The following is a 15973-nucleotide window of genomic DNA, read 5'->3' as shown; positions in this document are numbered from 1 at the left end:
CACCAGGAGTGTTTTCCTGGTGCCGTTTTTTGGGAGATAAGATGAAAAATAAAGCAGAAAAAAAACATACTGCGGGTGGCTATTTCAGCGAGCGGGATATTAAGTGGGATAAACTGGACAATACGGCAAATCTCTTCCCGGTCATCGCAGGAGAGGATATGACGAACGTCTATCGGATCAGTGTCACGTTAAAAGAGGAGATCAATCCGCAGAAATTACAGGAAGCGCTTGATATTATCCTGCCGAAATTCGGCGGTTTTAATGTCCGGCTGCGCCAGGGGGTATTTTGGTATTATTTTGAGGAGAACGGCAAACGCGCGCCGAAGGTGCGCAAGGAAGATGATTATCCCTGCCGTTTCATCGTTCAGAATAAAAACCGCAGCTATATGTTCCGGGTTACTTATTATGATAACCGCATCAATCTCGAGGTATTCCATGTGCTGACGGACGGGATGGGCGGGATCAATTTTATCAAAGAACTGACATATCAGTATCTGAGACTGGCGCATCCGGAGTTGAAAGCGCGTGTCGGGGATTCGTTAAGCAGTGAGACTTCCTTAAACCGGGAAGACAGCTTTTTAAAGAATTACAAAAAGAGCCATGCGAAGGGCTATAAGAGCGAGCGGGCGCATCTGATCAAAGGGGAAAAATTAAAAAAAGGCGAATTTGGTGTCATGCACGGATTTATGAGCGTTTCCCAGTTAAAAGAGGCGGCGCACCGGTATGGCGTGAGCATCAATGAGTTTTTGGTCGCTGCGACCGCCTACAGCATTTACATGGAGGATATGCACGGAGTGCCGGGAAAACGGCCGATCCGTGTGGCAGTGCCGGTCAATCTGCGCCCGTATTTTAATTCCGTCACGACGAAGAATTTCTTTGTCATGGTGTCGGCAGAGTTTGCTCCGGAAAAAGAATCCTATACGTTTCCGGAGGTGCTTGAGATCGTAAAGGCAAGTCTGCGCGGGCAGATCAATAAGGAGCATTTAGAGGAACTGTTTTCCTATAACGTATCCAATGAAAAGCATCTGATCGCGCGGGCGGTTCCGCTGGTACTTAAAAATATCGCCATGCGTTATGTATACACGATATCCGCACTGGCAAACACGATCACCGTTTCCAACATCGGAAATCTGTCGGTGAAGGAGGAGTATGAGCCGTATATAGAGGGATTTCAGGCATTCATTTCCGTTTCCAAGGGACAATACTTAAAAGGGACGATCTGCTCCTACAAGGATACGTTGGTGTATACCTTCAGTTCCGTCCTGCGGGATGTTTCCGTACAGCGTGGATTTTTCCGGCTGTTACAGCAGGAAGGGATCGATATTGTCATAGAAAGTAACGGGGTGTATTATGGCTAGATGTAATCAGTGCAAAGTAGAAATAAGGGATAATGTTTCCGTCTGTCCGCTGTGCGGCTGTGTCTTAGATGATGTGACGGAGCAGAAAAACCGCTATCCGAACATCAGGCACAAAGACCGTAAGATCGATCTGGTGACGAGGATCTATCTGTTTGCGGCGCTTCTGGTGGAGGCATTGCTTGTATATTTGAATTTTACGAATTTTCATGGTATTTACTGGTCGGCGATCACGGGAGGCGCGTTCGCGTATGCCTATCTTACGATGCGCTTCGCGATCCTGCATAATGCGGGCTACAAGGCAAAGATGATCATACAGACGATCTTCGGGGTACTCCTTTTGATCCTGATCGACTGGGCACTCGGCTACAACGGCTGGTCGTTTAATTATGTGCTGCCATCCGGGATCATTCTGCTCGATGTCGCGATCGTGGTACTCATGATCGTAAACAGCAGGAACTGGCAGAGCTATATTTTATTTCAGCTCGTCATGATCGTACTCAGTCTGCTGCCGTTTCTGTTTTATGAATTAGGCATTCTGACGGAACCGTTCGTCAGCCTGATCGCACTTGCGGCATCGGTATTTTTATTTGTCGGGACACTGATCATAGGCGGAAGAAGAGCATCTGCGGAATTAAAAAGAAGATTTCATGTGAGGTAAATAGATGGAATCCAGTATACAGGGAAAAATGATCCGTGAGCTGATCGCGCATTTCTCATCGGATCTGCTCATTGGAAAAAAGATAAAAAATGGAGACCTGCGGAAAAAGCTCGTGAACGTGGAGCCGCGATGGCGCTGCCCGGAAGGTTTTTCGTGGACGGAAATACAAATGAAAGATTTTACGATGGACTGGCTGGTACCGGAGGAAAATAACCGTGAGAAAGTGGTGCTGCAGCTTCACGGGGGCGGCTATATCGCGGGAATGCGGAATGCTTACCGGACGTTTGGCGTGGTATATTCCGAGCTTGGCGGAAATATCAGTGTGCTTACGCCGGATTACCGTGTTGCGCCGGAGCATCCGTTTCCGGCGGCGTTAGAAGATGCGCTTGCCGCGTTTGACTGGCTGCTCGCCCAGGGATATGCGGAGAAAGATATTATCCTGGCGGGTGACTCGGCAGGCGGAGGGCTGGTCATGTCCCTCTGCTTTTTACTGCGCCAGCGGAAGCGTAAGCTGCCGTGCGGGATTGTTGCGATGTCTCCGTGGACAGACCTGACGCAGAGCGGAGATTCCTATGTCATAAATTTTGAGCGGGATCCGCTGTTTGGAAAGACGAAGGACAGTATGATCTATAATAAAGATTATATTGGGGATGCGGATCCGAAGAATCCTTATATCTCGCCGTTGTTCGGGAAATTTCACGATTTCCCGCCGATGCTGATTCAGGTCGGATCGTATGAAATGCTGCTCAGTGATGCAGTCGATGTTGCAAACAAAGCAAAAAAAGCGGGCGTAAAAGTACGCCTCGCCGTATATGAAGGAATGTTCCATGTGTTCCAGATGGGACTTCGGATGATGCCGGAGTCCAAAAAAGCCTGGCATGAGGTGGAAGAATTCCTGACCATATTACGGCGGGGCGAAGCTTAGACAAACCTGCAAATTTAGTTTAAGGGCTTACTGTTGGACAGATGTGAAACATTCATGTACATAGGAAGCCCGTTTTTATATGTGACCGGAACTTCTCCCTGGATCAGCGGACGCAGATAGTCCAGTAAAGGTTCTCTGATGTCGTTTCCGGCTTCGGAGATCCACTCGGTCGGAACGGATTTCGCTTCGTTTGCGATCGATTCGATCCGGGCGTGGCCGTAGGATACCTGATACGGGGTATTGGACGTACGTTTCAGTGTGACCATGGAAGCGGTGAGCCCTTCCTCGGCACAGGCAACTGCCTTTTCTCCGAGCAGGAAAGATTCATCGAGGTCAGTCTTGGAAGAAAGGTGGGAAGCGCAGCGCTGTAACACATTTACTTCGACAGAACGCACCTTGACATGGATGTTTTCCTTGATCATATATTCCAGACATTTTCCGGCACCGCTTAACTGGCTGTGGCCGAAGGTGTCTGTGGAACTTTCCGATGCACTGATATAATTGCCGTCGGCGTCATGGATGCCCTCCGAGATCGCGACAATGACATTGTTTGTGGTCTCAAGCAGTTCTTTTACATCGCGAAGGAAAGCGTCCTTGTCGAAAGCCACTTCCGGCAGGTAGATCAAGTGCGGAGCAGTGGAATATTCATTTCTCGCAAGCGCGGACGCAGCGGTGAGCCAGCCGGCATCCCGTCCCATGATCTCAACGATCGTGACACTTTTTACCGCATAGATAAAGGTGTCGTGCGCGATCTCGAGAATAGAGGAGGCGATGTATTTTGCGGCGGAACCAAATCCCGGGGTATGGTCGGTTTCCATCAGGTCGTTGTCAATGGTTTTTGGAATGCCGATGATACGGATATCACTTCCGATTTTTTTTGCGTAATTTGATAATTTTAAAACAGTATCCATGGAATCGTTGCCGCCGATATAGAAAAAGGCTTTGATATTTAACGCCTCGAACTGCTGAAAAATATAAATATAGGCGGAATCGTCATCCAGAAAATCCGGCAGTTTGAAACGGCAGGAGCCAAGATACATAGCCGGTGTATGGGTCAGCGTAGAAAGCGCATCCGGCTGCTTTTTGACAAGCTCGCTGAGATTCATGATATTATCATGTAAAATACCGAGAATCCCATTGATGGAACCGTATACGGTATCATATTGACCGGATTTTGTAACCCCGCTTATCACGCCGGCAAGACTTGCGTTGATCGCAACGGTCGGGCCGCCGGACTGGGCTACCATGCAATTTCTTTCATGCTGCATTGTACTCATAAAAAACTCCTTTGGATAAAAATCATATTGTAAAGATACGTTTCCTATGATATAAGATAAAAAAGAAAATGGCAAGACTGCGACAGAAAAAAATGAGGAAAGGATCGTGAAAAACATGGCATGTGACCTGTGTCCGAGGGCATGTAAGGTGGACAGAAGCGCGGGCGAACGCGGCATATGTGGAGAAACGGATCGCGTAAAAGTGGCGCGGGCGGCGCTTCATATGTGGGAAGAACCCTGTATCTCCGGGAAGGCGGGATCAGGCGCGGTCTTTTTTTGCGGCTGCGCGCTGCACTGTGTATTCTGTCAGAACGGAAACATCGCGAACGGAACGGTGGGAAAAGAGATCACCGAAGAACGGCTGGCGGAGATCTTTTTGGAATTGCAGGAAAAAAAGGCAAACAACATCAATCTCGTAACGGCAGGACAGTTTGCGCCACAGGTTGTGCGGGCGCTCCGGCGGGCAAAAGACGGGGGACTTGGCATACCGGTTGTGTATAATACGAGCAGTTATGAGAATGTGGATACGATAAAAAGATTCGAAGGACTTGTGGATATCTATCTGCCGGATCTGAAATATGTGGATGAAAAGCTGAGCGCGAAATATTCCCATGCGCCGGATTACTTTGTGACGGCGCAGGTGGCGATCCGGGAGATGGTGCGTCAGACCGGAAAACCGGAATTTGCGGTAAGCGGCGAGCAGAGACACATTTTTGCCGAAGAATATAATGACCGCTGCGATGAAGACGCGGAGATCCTGATGAAAAAAGGTGTGATCGTAAGACATCTCCTTTTGCCCGGATGCGCGGATGACTCCAGACGGGTGATCGCATACCTGCTTGACACTTACGGGGAAGAGATCTACATCAGTATCATGAACCAGTTCACGCCGCTTAAAGGGCTTTCCTCTTTCCCGGAATTAAACCGGAAGATCTCAGACGAAGAATATGAGCAGATCATTGATTTCGCGATAGAGCGCGGGATCTCGAATGCTTTTATACAGGAGGGCGGAACGGCGGAAGAGAGTTTTATCCCGCAATTTGATCTTGAAGGTGTATAAAAAAATCTGGACATATCGCAGAAGCAGTATTATATTAGTTACTATATGGGCATTTAAAGTGGAGGATAGAGAAGATGATTAAGGTAGTAAAATTTGGTGGAAGCTCTCTGGCAAGCGCGACACAGTTCGCAAAGGTCGGAAACATCATCCGGGCAGATGAAAACCGCAGATATGTGGTACCGAGTGCGCCGGGAAAAAGAAACGCGAAGGATACAAAAGTAACGGATATGCTTTATCAGTGCTATGCATTAGCTGAGGCAGAGGAAGATTTCCGTATTCCGTTAAAAAAGATCAAGGAAAGATATGATTCGATCATTAACGGACTTTCTTTGAAGACATCCCTGGATGAACAGTTCAAGACGATTGAAGAGAACTTTAAAAACAAAGCAGGAAAAGATTATGCCGCATCCCGTGGAGAATATTTAAACGGTATCGTCATGGCAGACTACCTGGGCTATGAGTTTATTGATGCAGCAGAAGTCATCTTCTTTGATGAAAATGGCAATTTTATGGCGGACAAGACAGATGAAGTGCTGTCTGCGCGCCTCAAAAAAGTAGAACGTGCGGTGATCCCGGGATTTTACGGGGCAACTGAGGACGGAAAAGTAGTTACGTTCTCCCGTGGCGGTTCTGATATTACAGGTTCGATTGTCGCAAAGGCAGTAGATGCGGATCTGTATGAAAACTGGACCGATGTATCGGGTGTGCTTGTAGCAGATCCGCGTATTATCGACAATCCGAAAACAATCAAGGTCATTACTTACCGTGAGCTGAGAGAGCTTTCCTACATGGGAGCGTCCGTACTGCATGAAGACGCGATCTTCCCGGTAAGAAAAGCGGGTATTCCGATCAATATCCGCAATACCAACGCACCGGAAGACGACGGTACACTTATCGTAGAGAGCACCTGCCGTCAGCCGGAATATACGATCACCGGTGTGGCTGGTAAAAAAGGTTTTGTAGCGATCAATGTGGACAAGGACATGATGAACTCCGAGATCGGTTTCTGCCGCAAAGTGCTTCAGGCATTTGAGGAGAGCGGAATCTCGATCGAACATATGCCGTCCGGTATTGATACTATGACCGTTTTTGTACATCAGGAAGAATTTGAAGGCAAGGAACAGGAGGTTCTTTCCACGATCCATAAGCTTGCAGAGCCGGATGTCATCGACCTTGAGCCGGGTCTTGCGCTGATCGCGGTCGTAGGACGTGGTATGCGTTCCACCAGAGGAACAGCCGGAAGAATCTTCTCCGCGCTTGCGCATGTGAACGTCAATGTAAAGATGATCGATCAGGGTTCCAGTGAGCTTAATATCATCATCGGTGTAAAGAACAGCGATTTTGAGACTGCGTTAAAAGCAATTTATGACATCTTTGTAGTAACACAGTTATAAAAAATAATCGAAGCGAATATCAAAAAGAGCGTCAGGTCTGATGCATCCCGTTTTTTCGGGAGCACCAGGCAGGGCGCTCTTTTTGCAGTGGTGATAAGGCAAATGGATGCACAAAGCGCATTCCGTCCCCGTGATGACGAGTGTTTCCGCCCTTAAAAAAATAATTTGACAATAAATCGAACTTATAGTACGATAAACGAAACGATAGTGCGAAAAAGGGAGAGAAGAAAATGCCAGGAAAGAAAAAAGAATCGTTGACAAGATTCAACCGGGAAAATATCATACAGTCCGCCAGAGCTCTGTTTGAGAGCAGGGGCATAGAAAAGACAGCGGTAGATGACATCGCAAAAGAGGCGGACTGCAGCAAGTCAACCCTGTATGTTTATTTTAAGAGTAAGGAGGAGATTTTGCAGACGATCCTGTTAGAGCAGATGGAGCAGCTTCTTTCTCTTTTAAAGGAAAATATTGAAAAGGAAGGGAAATTCCGGGACAATTATCATGCGGTCTGCAAAGCGATGGCAGATTACGAGAAAAAGTATCCGATCTACTTTTCCTGCATGTTAGAAAAGATCGAACTGCCCGAAGGGCAGGAAAAACCGGATGCGCCGGATGTCCGGTGGCAGATCTATGAGACAGGGGAGGCGCTGAACGAGGAAGTGATCGTTCTGTTAAAAAAAGGAGAACAGGAAAGCGTGCTGAAAAAAGGAATGGATCCGGTTCTTACCGCAATGTTTTTCTGGTCGGGGATCAGTGAGATCATACGCTTCTCCGGACAGAAAGAGCAGTATTTGAAACGACGGATGAACATGAGCCGGGAGGCTTATATGGATTACGCGTTTTCGCTGCTGTTAGAATCGATTTTGGCATAGAGAGGAAAAGGAGAGAAAAAATGAGATCATGGAAAAATAAGATCGCGGCGGTAATTCTTCTGGTGGCAGTCAGTGGCGGCGTAACGTATTATGCCAGCTTCCTGTCCTACAAAAACACAGTAGATAACATAGAGATCACAGATATGACGGCAGAGGGAGTTTCGGACGGAACCTATGAGGGGGAAAGCGATGCCGGATTTGTCCGTGCGCGTGTAAAGGTTACGGTAAAAGAGGAAAAAATCGTGGATATCGTATTGGTAGAGCACAAAAATGGCCGGGGAAAAAGGGCAGAAAAAGTAGTGGATGAGGTTTTGACGGAGCAGACAACGGATGTTGAAACGGTGAGCGGGGCCACCAATTCCAGCCTGGTGATCTTACAGGCAATCGAGCGGGCGCTTGAGAAGGGAGCGGACAGTGGGACAGAAGCATAAAAATGAGAGAGAAAAGACCGACTGGGGCGTGCTTTATTTCAGTGGAACCGGAAATACCAGATACTGCGTGTCGCTTCTGTCGGACAGCCTGGGGAGGAAGGAGATACCCTGTCCGATAGAGAAAAAGGAAGCGGTAGAAGTGCTCCGTTCCCACGAAGCGCTGATCCTTGCCTATCCGATCCAATACAGCAATCTGCCGGATATTGTCCGTGTTTTTATCGAACAAAACCGTGAATGCTGGCGTGGAAAACAGGTATTTCTCATGGCGACCATGGGTTTATTTTCCGGAGACGGAACAGGTGTGGCGGCACGTCTGCTGAAAAAATACGGCGCGGTGGTCACAGGAGGCGTACATATCCGGATGCCTGATTCTGTCGCGGACGTAAAGACGCTGATCAAACCCGAGAAAGAAAACAGACAGATCGTCGCGGCGGCAGGAGAAAAGGTGCGGCGGACGGCGGAGAGGATCAAACAGGGAAAAATGCCGAGGCAGGGACTTGGAGTTTTTTCCCACCTGCTCGGACTGTTCGGACAGCGGCTGTATTTTTGGAATGCGGCACAAAAATATAAAAACGCGCTTAAGATCGATACGAAAAAATGCATGGGCTGCGGGCAGTGCGCGGCATGTTGTCCGAGGGAAAATCTTTTTATGAACGGGAAGATCCCGCATCAGAAAGGAAACTGTACGATGTGCTATCGGTGTATCAGTGCCTGCCCCGCACAGGCGATCACCCTGATCGGCAAAGAAGTGGTGGAACAGATATGCATTGAAAAATTTCTCTGACCGGAGAAAATGCAGCTTTAAGCGGAATGCCAATTTACATAACATATGTACCACATATGGAACACGTTTTCCTTTACACTTGATCTATCACAAAGTCAGGTGGAAAGGGAGCGTGTTTTTTTATGGAAGAAAAGAGAAAGCCGATCATTGCCGTAGATTTTGACGGGACACTCTGTGCGGACTGCTATCCGGGGATTGGAGCACCCAACCGGGGGCTGATCCGGTGGCTGGCCGGGGAAAAAGAAAACGGGAGCAGGCTGATCCTCTGGACCTGCCGCTGCGGCGAGCTGCTCTTGGAAGCGGTGCTGTGGTGCGGAAGACAAGGGCTGGCTTTTGACGCGGTCAATGATAATTTAGATGAAATCAAAATGCGCTACGGAAGCAATGCGCGGAAAATATTTGCGGATATCTATATCGATGACCGCGCCTGTGTGCCGGAAGCGGCGCTGGCATGGCAGCAGGGAAAACAGGCGGATGGGTGAGCCTGGATTTATCGACAGATTAAGGTTGACTGGTTATGCATTATTTCCTATAATAAGACTAACTGTAGGCGGATGGAAAATGACTGCCCGCGGATATACGAAAGCCATAGATATGGCGCAGGAGCGTAGGAGATAAGATGAAGCACATAAAGAAAATAGTAATCATAATGATGGCGGGAACGATACTTTGCAGTGGACAGCCGGTGACGGTGCATGCGACAGCAGTGACATCGGAGAATGGACAGGCAGCGGCATCCGATGATAATTCCCTCTCCTCCCTGTCTTTGTCGGAAGGACAGATCTCACCGGCATTACAGGCGGGAGTAACAAAATATACAGCAACCGTACCAAACGATGTGACAGAAGTAGAAGTGTCGGCACGGACGACGAATGCGAAAGCATCGATCACTTCGATCAGCGGGAATACCAATCTTTCTGAGGGTGAGAATCTGATCAGTATCGTGGTGACAGCGGAGAACGGGTCAGCGGCGACCTATAAGATCACAGTGACCAGAGAAACTGCCAATGCGGCAGGCGTGGCGGGCGGAGATCTTGACGGAACCGGTACCGGGGATGAAACAGACGTGGTACCGATCGCGGAAACAGAAGAGTCCGTGCCGGTAGCGGATGGCACAGATTCGTCGGATGAGCAGATGGAGTCTGACAGTACACCTGCGGAACAGTATGAGGCGTTGAAAGAAAAATATGACAGTCTGCATGACAAATATGAGGAGTTAAAAAAGCATGATCAGAGCAAAATCTATGGGTTGACGGGAGCGTGTGTCGCACTTGCGGTCATCTGTCTGATCCTGTTTTGGCGCAGAAGAAAAGATCAGGAAGAGGATGATCTCTTCGATGATGATGACTACGAAGAGAATGGATATGAAGAAGATGATTATGCAGAAGATGGCTACGACGAGGATTACGGGGAAGACTATGAGGAGGACTACGAAGAAGCCGAAGATCGTGGAAATGAGCCGGAAGAGACAGATGAAATAGAAAATGAAGAAGATTACGGCGAAGAAGATGCAGACGACGATGCAGAAGCGGATGATGACGATTACGAAGACGACGAGGACTACGACGTAGAGGAAGACTACGAAGAAGACTATGACGAAGACGAGGCATATGAGGACGAGGTAGATTACGAAGAGGACGAACCGGAAGAAGATTATGACACGGCTTATGATGAAGAGTTTGAACAGGAGGAACCGGAAACAAGAAAAAGAGAGCGTTCTTCCAGAAAAAAACACGGCAGAAGAGAAAGTACGGAGGATAAACTGGAAGTTATTGATTTCAATGACTTATAGGAAGAAAAGATATGGTTCTGGAAATAGATTTTGAAAGCGATGAGGCTTTTTATATGCAGCTGCGCAATCAGGTGATCATGGGAATTGCAACCAGACAGCTGCATGAGGGAGATACGCTTCCGTCGGTGCGGCAGCTCGCGGATACGGTCGGGATCAATATGCATACGGTAAATAAAGCGTACAGCATGCTGCGTGAGGAGGGATTTCTGACGCTGAGTAAACGTACCGGCGCGGTGATCGCACTGGATGCAGACCGGATCCGGGCACTTGAGGAGACCGGGGAGGCGCTGCGGATGGTGCTTGCGAGAGCCAGGTGTAAAAATATTTCAAGACAGGAAATCCATGATCTGATAGATGAAATTTACGACAATTTTTATTAATGGAGGATGACTTATGCAAAAGCCATATACAAAAAAAGCAAAAAAGGCAATGGATCTTGCTGCGAAAACATCAAAAGTCATGCACCATAACTATATTGGAACGGAACATATTCTGGTCGGGCTGCTGCGGGAGCGGACTGGTGTTGCCGCAAAAGTATTATTGGATGCAGGAATAGAGGAGGAAAAGCTGACGGAACTGATCGAGGATCTGATCGCACCGTCAGCTTCTGTCGCGGTGTTAGACCCGGACGGATATTCCCCGAGAACAGAAAAAGTTTTAGAAAACGCGGATAAAGAAGCCGAGCGTTTTCATTGCAGGGAAGTTGGGACGGAACACCTCCTGATCGCACTGATCAAGGAGACGGACTGCGCGGCGGTGCGTCTTCTCAATACACTGGGGGTAAATCTGTCCAAGCTGTTTGTTGAGATACTGATCGCAATGGGAGAAGATCCGAATCAGTACAAAGAGGAACTTCAGGGAACGAAGAACGGAAAACGTGCCAATGCGGAACTGACACCGACACTGGATCAGTATTCCCGCGATCTTACCCGTATGGCGGCAAATGGAGAACTGGATCCTGTAATAGGCAGAGAAAAAGAGATCGACCGTGTGATCCAGATACTGAGCCGCAGAGGAAAAAACAATCCGTGTCTGATCGGGGAACCGGGTGTCGGAAAAACCGCGATCGCAGAAGGACTGGCAGAGCGCATCGCGTCCGGGCTGGTGCCAGAGACGGTTGCCGGAAAACGCGTGGTGACCTTAGATCTCTCCGGAATGGTAGCGGGATCAAAATACCGTGGAGAGTTTGAGGAACGGATCAAGCGCGTGATCCGCGAGGTGATCCTGGCGGGCAATATCCTGCTCTTTTTAGATGAACTGCATACGATCATTGGAGCCGGAGGAGCGGAAGGCGCGATCGACGCGTCTAATATTTTAAAACCGTCTCTTGCACGCGGAGAGATCCAGCTGATCGGTGCGACCACGATCGAAGAATACCGCAAATACATTGAAAAAGACGCAGCACTGGAGCGCCGTTTCCAGCCGGTCAATATTGAGGAACCTTCTGCGGAGCAGGCCGTTCGGATCTTAAAAGGACTGCGCCCGCAGTATGAGGCACATCATCATGTTACGATCACAGATGAGGGCATTGCGGCGGCAGTAACGCTATCCACACGCTATATCAATGACCGTTTCCTGCCGGATAAGGCGATCGATCTTATGGATGAAGCGGCAGCGCGGGTGCGTCTGACCGGATTTAAGACACCGGAGCAGATTTCCGGTTATGAGACAAAGATCCGGTCATTGGAACAGGAACTGGAACAGGCACTGATTCGCCAGGAATTTGAACACGCGTCAGAGATCAAGTGTGAAAAAGAAGAGTTAGAAAAAAAATACGAAAAAGCAGTAAAGAAATATCATAAAGATGCCAATCGAAAGCAGCTTACCGTTGGAGAAAACCAGATTGCGGCAGTTGTGGCAGAGTGGACAAAAATTCCGGTGAGCAAGCTGACAGAAGATGAGGCAGCCCGCCTGAAAAAACTGGAAAAAACACTCCACAAACGCGTGGTGGGACAGGAAGAAGCCGTGAGCGCGGTCGCACGGGCAGTGCGGCGGGGACGTGTCGGCTTAAAGGATGCGGGCAGACCGATCGGATCTTTCCTGTTTTTAGGCCCGACAGGCGTCGGAAAAACAGAGATATCCAAGGCACTGGCGGAAGCTATGTTTGGCGACGAGAGCGCGATGATCCGCGTTGATATGTCCGAATATATGGAAAAGCACAGTGTCTCCAAAATGATCGGCTCACCGCCTGGATATGTGGGATATGAAGAGGGTGGACAGCTCAGTGAAAAAGTGCGCAGAAATCCGTATTCTGTCATTCTCTTTGATGAGATCGAAAAGGCGCATCCGGATGTATTTAACGTACTGCTCCAGGTGCTCGATGACGGCCATATTACCGATGCGCAGGGCAGAAAAGTAGACTTTAAAAATACGATCATCATCATGACATCCAATGCGGGTGCGCAGTCGATCGTGGAGCCGAAAAATCTCGGGTTTGCATCGGCGGAGAGTGAAAAACATACCTACGAGCGCATGAAAAACGGCGTGATGGAAGAGGTAAAACGGATCTTTAAGCCGGAATTTTTAAACCGTATTGATGATATCATCGTGTTCCGTACGCTGAATAAGGATGACATGAAACAGATCGTCACATTAATGACAAGGTCACTGGTGAAACGCTGCAAGGAACAGATGGATATTACATTAAATATCCGCGATTCCGTGAAAAAATATATCGTGGAAAAAGCATATGATCCGAAGTACGGGGCACGTCCGCTCCGGCGCATGATCCAGACCAAGATCGAGGATACACTGGCAGAGGAGATACTGTCCGGAAATATCAAAGGCGGAGACGTGGTGGATGCAGGAATACGCAAAGATGAGGTGCATTTTACCGTAAAAAATTAATAGTAATTTTATAGAAATTAGCTGGAAAAATAGCTACCGGTATTATATAATATAGCACAGAACAAAAAGTTCTGGTGTGGTGGAGAGAGCCGCACATACTGACAGGAGGATAAAGAAATGGCTGTAATTAAAGAGCTGATCCGTACAGAGGCAAACGGAACGATAAGTTTTGGAGATTATTCCTTGGATGCAAAGGCAAAACTGGACAATTTTGAACATGACGGAGATTTATATAAAGTAAAGACGTTCCGTGAGATCACCAAGCTGGAACGCAATGGAATGTTTGTTTATGAATCTGTACCGGGAACTGCTGTGACAGAGCTTTCTGTGACAGAAGACGGAATGACATTTCAGGTAGAGGGCACTGAAGACGCAGAGATTACCCTTGGGCTGGAAGAAGAAAAAGATTATCAGGTTTCCGTGGAAGGAGTTTCGGCAGGTCAGATGAAGACAAATCTGGGTGGCAAACTGACCATCAGTGTAGAACTCGATCCGGAAAAACCGGTAAAAGTAGCGGTAGTCCGTGCATAAGCGGTTGCGGGACCCGCAGTGATAAAATTAAAAAAGACAGAGAGCGCATGGAAGAAAGCGACAGACTTCTGATGCGCTCTTTTTTCATGTTACAGGGCAGATACAAAGTGAGGAGGAGTCAGATGGCAAAAGGAAAAACATCCGTATTTTTCTGCCAGGAATGCGGATATGAATCGGCAAAATGGATGGGGCAATGCCCGGGGTGTCATGCATGGAATACCTTCGTGGAAGAAAAAGTGGAAAAAAGCTCGCCGGCAAGAAAGCGTGCGGCAAATGAAGTGACCGTGTCCACGCTTTCGCAGATCGAGACCCGGGAAGAGATGCGCATTACCACAGACATTGAGGAACTGGACCGAGTGCTTGGAGGCGGCATTGTAAAAGGCTCGCTGGTTCTGGTTGGCGGAGACCCGGGGATCGGAAAATCAACCCTGCTTTTGCAGGTGTGCAAAAATCTTTCCAGACAGCGTAAGCGGGTACTCTATATATCGGGAGAGGAGTCGCTGCAGCAGATCAAGATCCGTGCGGAACGCATCGGGGAATTTTCGGAAAGCCTGTCTTTGCTCTGCGAGACAAATCTGGATACGATCCATGAGATCATAAAAAAAGAAAAGCCGGAGATCGTGGTCATAGATTCCATACAGACCATGTATAACGAGACCGTATCCTCTGCACCGGGGAGCGTCTCCCAGGTGCGCGAATCCACGGGGACACTGATGCAGATTGCAAAGGGGATGGACATAGCGATATTTATTGTAGGACATGTGACAAAAGAGGGCGTTGTTGCAGGACCGCGCGTGCTGGAACATATGGTAGATACGGTGCTTTATTTCGAGGGAGACAGGCATGCTTCCTATCGTATCCTGCGTGGCGTAAAAAACCGTTTCGGTTCCACGAATGAGATCGGTGTATTCGAAATGCGCCAGGATGGTCTGCACGAGGTGGAAAATCCATCCGAGTATATGTTAAACGGAAGACCGAAGGACGCCTCCGGATCTGTGGTGGCATGCTCGATGGAGGGGACGCGTCCGATCCTGATCGAGGTACAGGCACTGGTGTGCCACAGCAATTTGGGAATTCCGCGGAGAACAGCGGCGGGCACAGATTATAACCGAGTCAATCTGCTGATGGCGGTGCTGGAAAAACGGGTGGGCTTGCAGATGTCCGCCTGTGATGCCTATGTCAATATTGCAGGCGGGATCCGGATGAACGAGCCGGCTATCGACCTTGGCATCGTACTGGCACTGGTATCCAGCTACAAAGAAATCGCTATTGACGACAAAACTATATGTTTTGGAGAGGTAGGCTTAAGTGGGGAAGTGCGTGCGGTCAGCATGGCGGAACAGCGTGTGGCGGAAGCAAAAAAGCTGGGCTTTACCAGATGTATTCTGCCAAAAGTGTCTTTGCAGAATATGCAGCCGGTGGAAGGCATCCGGTTAGAGGGCGTGGAGAGCGTAAAAGATGCGCTCCGGCTGGTATCCAAGTAAAAGTGCAAGTTGAGTGAACAATTCAAACAATTTGAATAAAACGGAGATAAAAACTTTTTTTAAAAAAGATGTAGAAATGTGGTTGACAGGGCAGACATAAGATGGTAGTATATACAAGCTGACCGTGAGGAAAGCAAAAACACAAAGATGGTATTGACATTACAGAATCTGCGTGTTATAGTATTTATTGCTCTGTCAACGACAGAAAATAAAATAAAAAAGTCCTTGACACAGCGAAAACATTTTGATAAAATGAATGAGCTGTCGAAAAGACAAAGGACATTGAAAACTGAACAGTGAAATAACCTTGAAAGATTCGTAAGAGAATAATTCAAAGAACGCGATTCAAATGCAGAATCGCAGCGTTTTCAAAAGAAGACGCACCCAAAAACAGTAACGGTCCTTCGGGACTGGATACGGAAATTTAGCCAAGCTAAATTCTGGAAGAATCAACTTTTAAATATGAGAGTTTGATCCTGGCTCAGGATGAACGCTGGCGGCGTGCTTAACACATGCAAGTCGAACGAAGCGCTTTGCTTGATCCCTTCGGGGTGATTGCTTTG

Annotated in this window: 15 protein-coding genes and 1 rRNA gene; 15 read left to right on the top strand and 1 reads right to left on the bottom strand. The window is 48.2% G+C overall.

Annotation, left to right across the window (positions count from 1 at the left end):
* Nucleotides 1-41: 41 nt before the first annotated feature.
* The 3 genes from H8Z76_RS10665 to H8Z76_RS10655 are packed head-to-tail and all read left to right on the top strand — an operon-like array spanning nucleotide 42 to nucleotide 2941.
* The gene (locus H8Z76_RS10665) at nucleotides 42-1358 is read left to right on the top strand and encodes a hypothetical protein (RefSeq protein WP_147618873.1); all 1317 of its coding nucleotides are present in this window, start codon (nucleotides 42-44) and stop codon (nucleotides 1356-1358) included.
* Complete coding sequence (locus H8Z76_RS10660) at nucleotides 1351-2016, top strand: DUF6320 domain-containing protein (RefSeq protein WP_022516089.1); 666 nt, start codon at nucleotides 1351-1353, stop codon at nucleotides 2014-2016. Before H8Z76_RS10665 ends, H8Z76_RS10660 begins: the two co-directional genes overlap by 8 nt.
* A gap of 4 nt (nucleotides 2017-2020) precedes the next feature.
* Nucleotides 2021-2941, top strand: a complete 921-nt coding sequence (locus H8Z76_RS10655; protein ID WP_022516090.1) for an alpha/beta hydrolase — start codon at nucleotides 2021-2023, stop codon at nucleotides 2939-2941.
* 14 nt (nucleotides 2942-2955) lie between these two features.
* Here the strand turns inward: H8Z76_RS10655 and H8Z76_RS10650 are convergent, their stop codons facing one another.
* Nucleotides 2956-4218, bottom strand: a complete 1263-nt coding sequence (locus H8Z76_RS10650; RefSeq protein ID WP_243240532.1) for a 6-phosphofructokinase — start codon at nucleotides 4216-4218, stop codon at nucleotides 2956-2958.
* A 115-nt stretch (nucleotides 4219-4333) separates the two neighbouring features.
* Between H8Z76_RS10650 and H8Z76_RS10645 the strand changes: the two genes are divergently transcribed.
* From H8Z76_RS10645 to H8Z76_RS10590, 12 genes are all read left to right on the top strand, one after another.
* Entirely contained in the window at nucleotides 4334-5278 is a 945-nt protein-coding gene (locus tag H8Z76_RS10645; protein WP_186982537.1) for a radical SAM protein, read from the top strand.
* 74 nt (nucleotides 5279-5352) lie between these two features.
* The gene (locus tag H8Z76_RS10640) at nucleotides 5353-6672 is read left to right on the top strand and encodes an aspartate kinase (protein WP_186982466.1); all 1320 of its coding nucleotides are present in this window, start codon (nucleotides 5353-5355) and stop codon (nucleotides 6670-6672) included.
* A gap of 230 nt (nucleotides 6673-6902) precedes the next feature.
* Nucleotides 6903-7541, top strand: a complete 639-nt coding sequence (locus H8Z76_RS10635; RefSeq protein WP_186982465.1) for a TetR/AcrR family transcriptional regulator — start codon at nucleotides 6903-6905, stop codon at nucleotides 7539-7541.
* Nucleotides 7542-7561: 20 nt separating this feature from the next.
* Nucleotides 7562-7972 (top strand): FMN-binding protein, encoded by a 411-nt coding sequence (locus H8Z76_RS10630; RefSeq protein ID WP_022516095.1) that lies wholly within the window; start codon nucleotides 7562-7564, stop codon nucleotides 7970-7972.
* Complete coding sequence (locus tag H8Z76_RS10625; RefSeq protein ID WP_330595057.1) at nucleotides 7956-8756, top strand: EFR1 family ferrodoxin; 801 nt, start codon at nucleotides 7956-7958, stop codon at nucleotides 8754-8756. The genes H8Z76_RS10630 and H8Z76_RS10625 overlap by 17 nt, the downstream gene beginning before the upstream one ends.
* Before the next feature lie 122 nt (nucleotides 8757-8878).
* Nucleotides 8879-9238, top strand: coding sequence for a hypothetical protein (locus H8Z76_RS10620; protein ID WP_147618871.1), 360 nt, complete (start codon nucleotides 8879-8881; stop codon nucleotides 9236-9238).
* Nucleotides 9239-9375: 137 nt separating this feature from the next.
* Complete coding sequence (locus H8Z76_RS10615) at nucleotides 9376-10548, top strand: cadherin-like beta sandwich domain-containing protein (RefSeq protein ID WP_186982464.1); 1173 nt, start codon at nucleotides 9376-9378, stop codon at nucleotides 10546-10548.
* 11 nt (nucleotides 10549-10559) lie between these two features.
* Nucleotides 10560-10928 carry a GntR family transcriptional regulator gene (locus tag H8Z76_RS10610; RefSeq protein WP_147618869.1) on the top strand — a complete coding sequence of 123 codons (369 nt, stop codon included), beginning with the start codon at nucleotides 10560-10562 and terminating at the stop codon, nucleotides 10926-10928.
* 13 nt (nucleotides 10929-10941) lie between these two features.
* Nucleotides 10942-13395 carry an ATP-dependent Clp protease ATP-binding subunit gene (locus H8Z76_RS10605; protein WP_186982463.1) on the top strand — a complete coding sequence of 818 codons (2454 nt, stop codon included), beginning with the start codon at nucleotides 10942-10944 and terminating at the stop codon, nucleotides 13393-13395.
* 117 nt (nucleotides 13396-13512) lie between these two features.
* A complete protein-coding gene (locus H8Z76_RS10600) occupies nucleotides 13513-13926 on the top strand; it encodes a hypothetical protein (protein WP_022516101.1) in 414 nt (137 codons plus the stop codon).
* 122 nt (nucleotides 13927-14048) lie between these two features.
* Nucleotides 14049-15410, top strand: coding sequence for a DNA repair protein RadA (gene radA, locus H8Z76_RS10595; RefSeq protein WP_186982462.1), 1362 nt, complete (start codon nucleotides 14049-14051; stop codon nucleotides 15408-15410).
* A 458-nt stretch (nucleotides 15411-15868) separates the two neighbouring features.
* Nucleotides 15869-15973: ribosomal RNA gene (locus tag H8Z76_RS10590) — 16S ribosomal RNA — on the top strand; the annotation flags it as partial.

It is taken from the genome of Roseburia yibonii (genome assembly GCF_014297335.1).
Taxonomy (GTDB): Bacteria; Bacillota; Clostridia; order Lachnospirales; family Lachnospiraceae; genus Roseburia_D; species Roseburia_D yibonii.
This window is presented reverse-complemented; position numbering and strand designations above follow the sequence as displayed.

Coding starts and splice junctions, on each gene's coding strand:
- H8Z76_RS10655 (WP_022516090.1), top strand. CDS start 2,021: ATGGAATCCAGTATACAGGGAAAAATGATCCGTGAGCTGATCGCGCAT.
- H8Z76_RS10630 (WP_022516095.1), top strand. CDS start 7,562: ATGAGATCATGGAAAAATAAGATCGCGGCGGTAATTCTTCTGGTGGCA.
- H8Z76_RS10650 (WP_243240532.1), bottom strand. CDS start 4,218: ATGAGTACAATGCAGCATGAAAGAAATTGCATGGTAGCCCAGTCCGGC.
- H8Z76_RS10645 (WP_186982537.1), top strand. CDS start 4,334: ATGGCATGTGACCTGTGTCCGAGGGCATGTAAGGTGGACAGAAGCGCG.
- H8Z76_RS10660 (WP_022516089.1), top strand. CDS start 1,351: ATGGCTAGATGTAATCAGTGCAAAGTAGAAATAAGGGATAATGTTTCC.
- H8Z76_RS10600 (WP_022516101.1), top strand. CDS start 13,513: ATGGCTGTAATTAAAGAGCTGATCCGTACAGAGGCAAACGGAACGATA.
- H8Z76_RS10640 (WP_186982466.1), top strand. CDS start 5,353: ATGATTAAGGTAGTAAAATTTGGTGGAAGCTCTCTGGCAAGCGCGACA.
- H8Z76_RS10610 (WP_147618869.1), top strand. CDS start 10,560: ATGGTTCTGGAAATAGATTTTGAAAGCGATGAGGCTTTTTATATGCAG.
- H8Z76_RS10665 (WP_147618873.1), top strand. CDS start 42: ATGAAAAATAAAGCAGAAAAAAAACATACTGCGGGTGGCTATTTCAGC.
- radA (WP_186982462.1), top strand. CDS start 14,049: ATGGCAAAAGGAAAAACATCCGTATTTTTCTGCCAGGAATGCGGATAT.
- H8Z76_RS10635 (WP_186982465.1), top strand. CDS start 6,903: ATGCCAGGAAAGAAAAAAGAATCGTTGACAAGATTCAACCGGGAAAAT.
- H8Z76_RS10620 (WP_147618871.1), top strand. CDS start 8,879: ATGGAAGAAAAGAGAAAGCCGATCATTGCCGTAGATTTTGACGGGACA.
- H8Z76_RS10615 (WP_186982464.1), top strand. CDS start 9,376: ATGAAGCACATAAAGAAAATAGTAATCATAATGATGGCGGGAACGATA.
- H8Z76_RS10605 (WP_186982463.1), top strand. CDS start 10,942: ATGCAAAAGCCATATACAAAAAAAGCAAAAAAGGCAATGGATCTTGCT.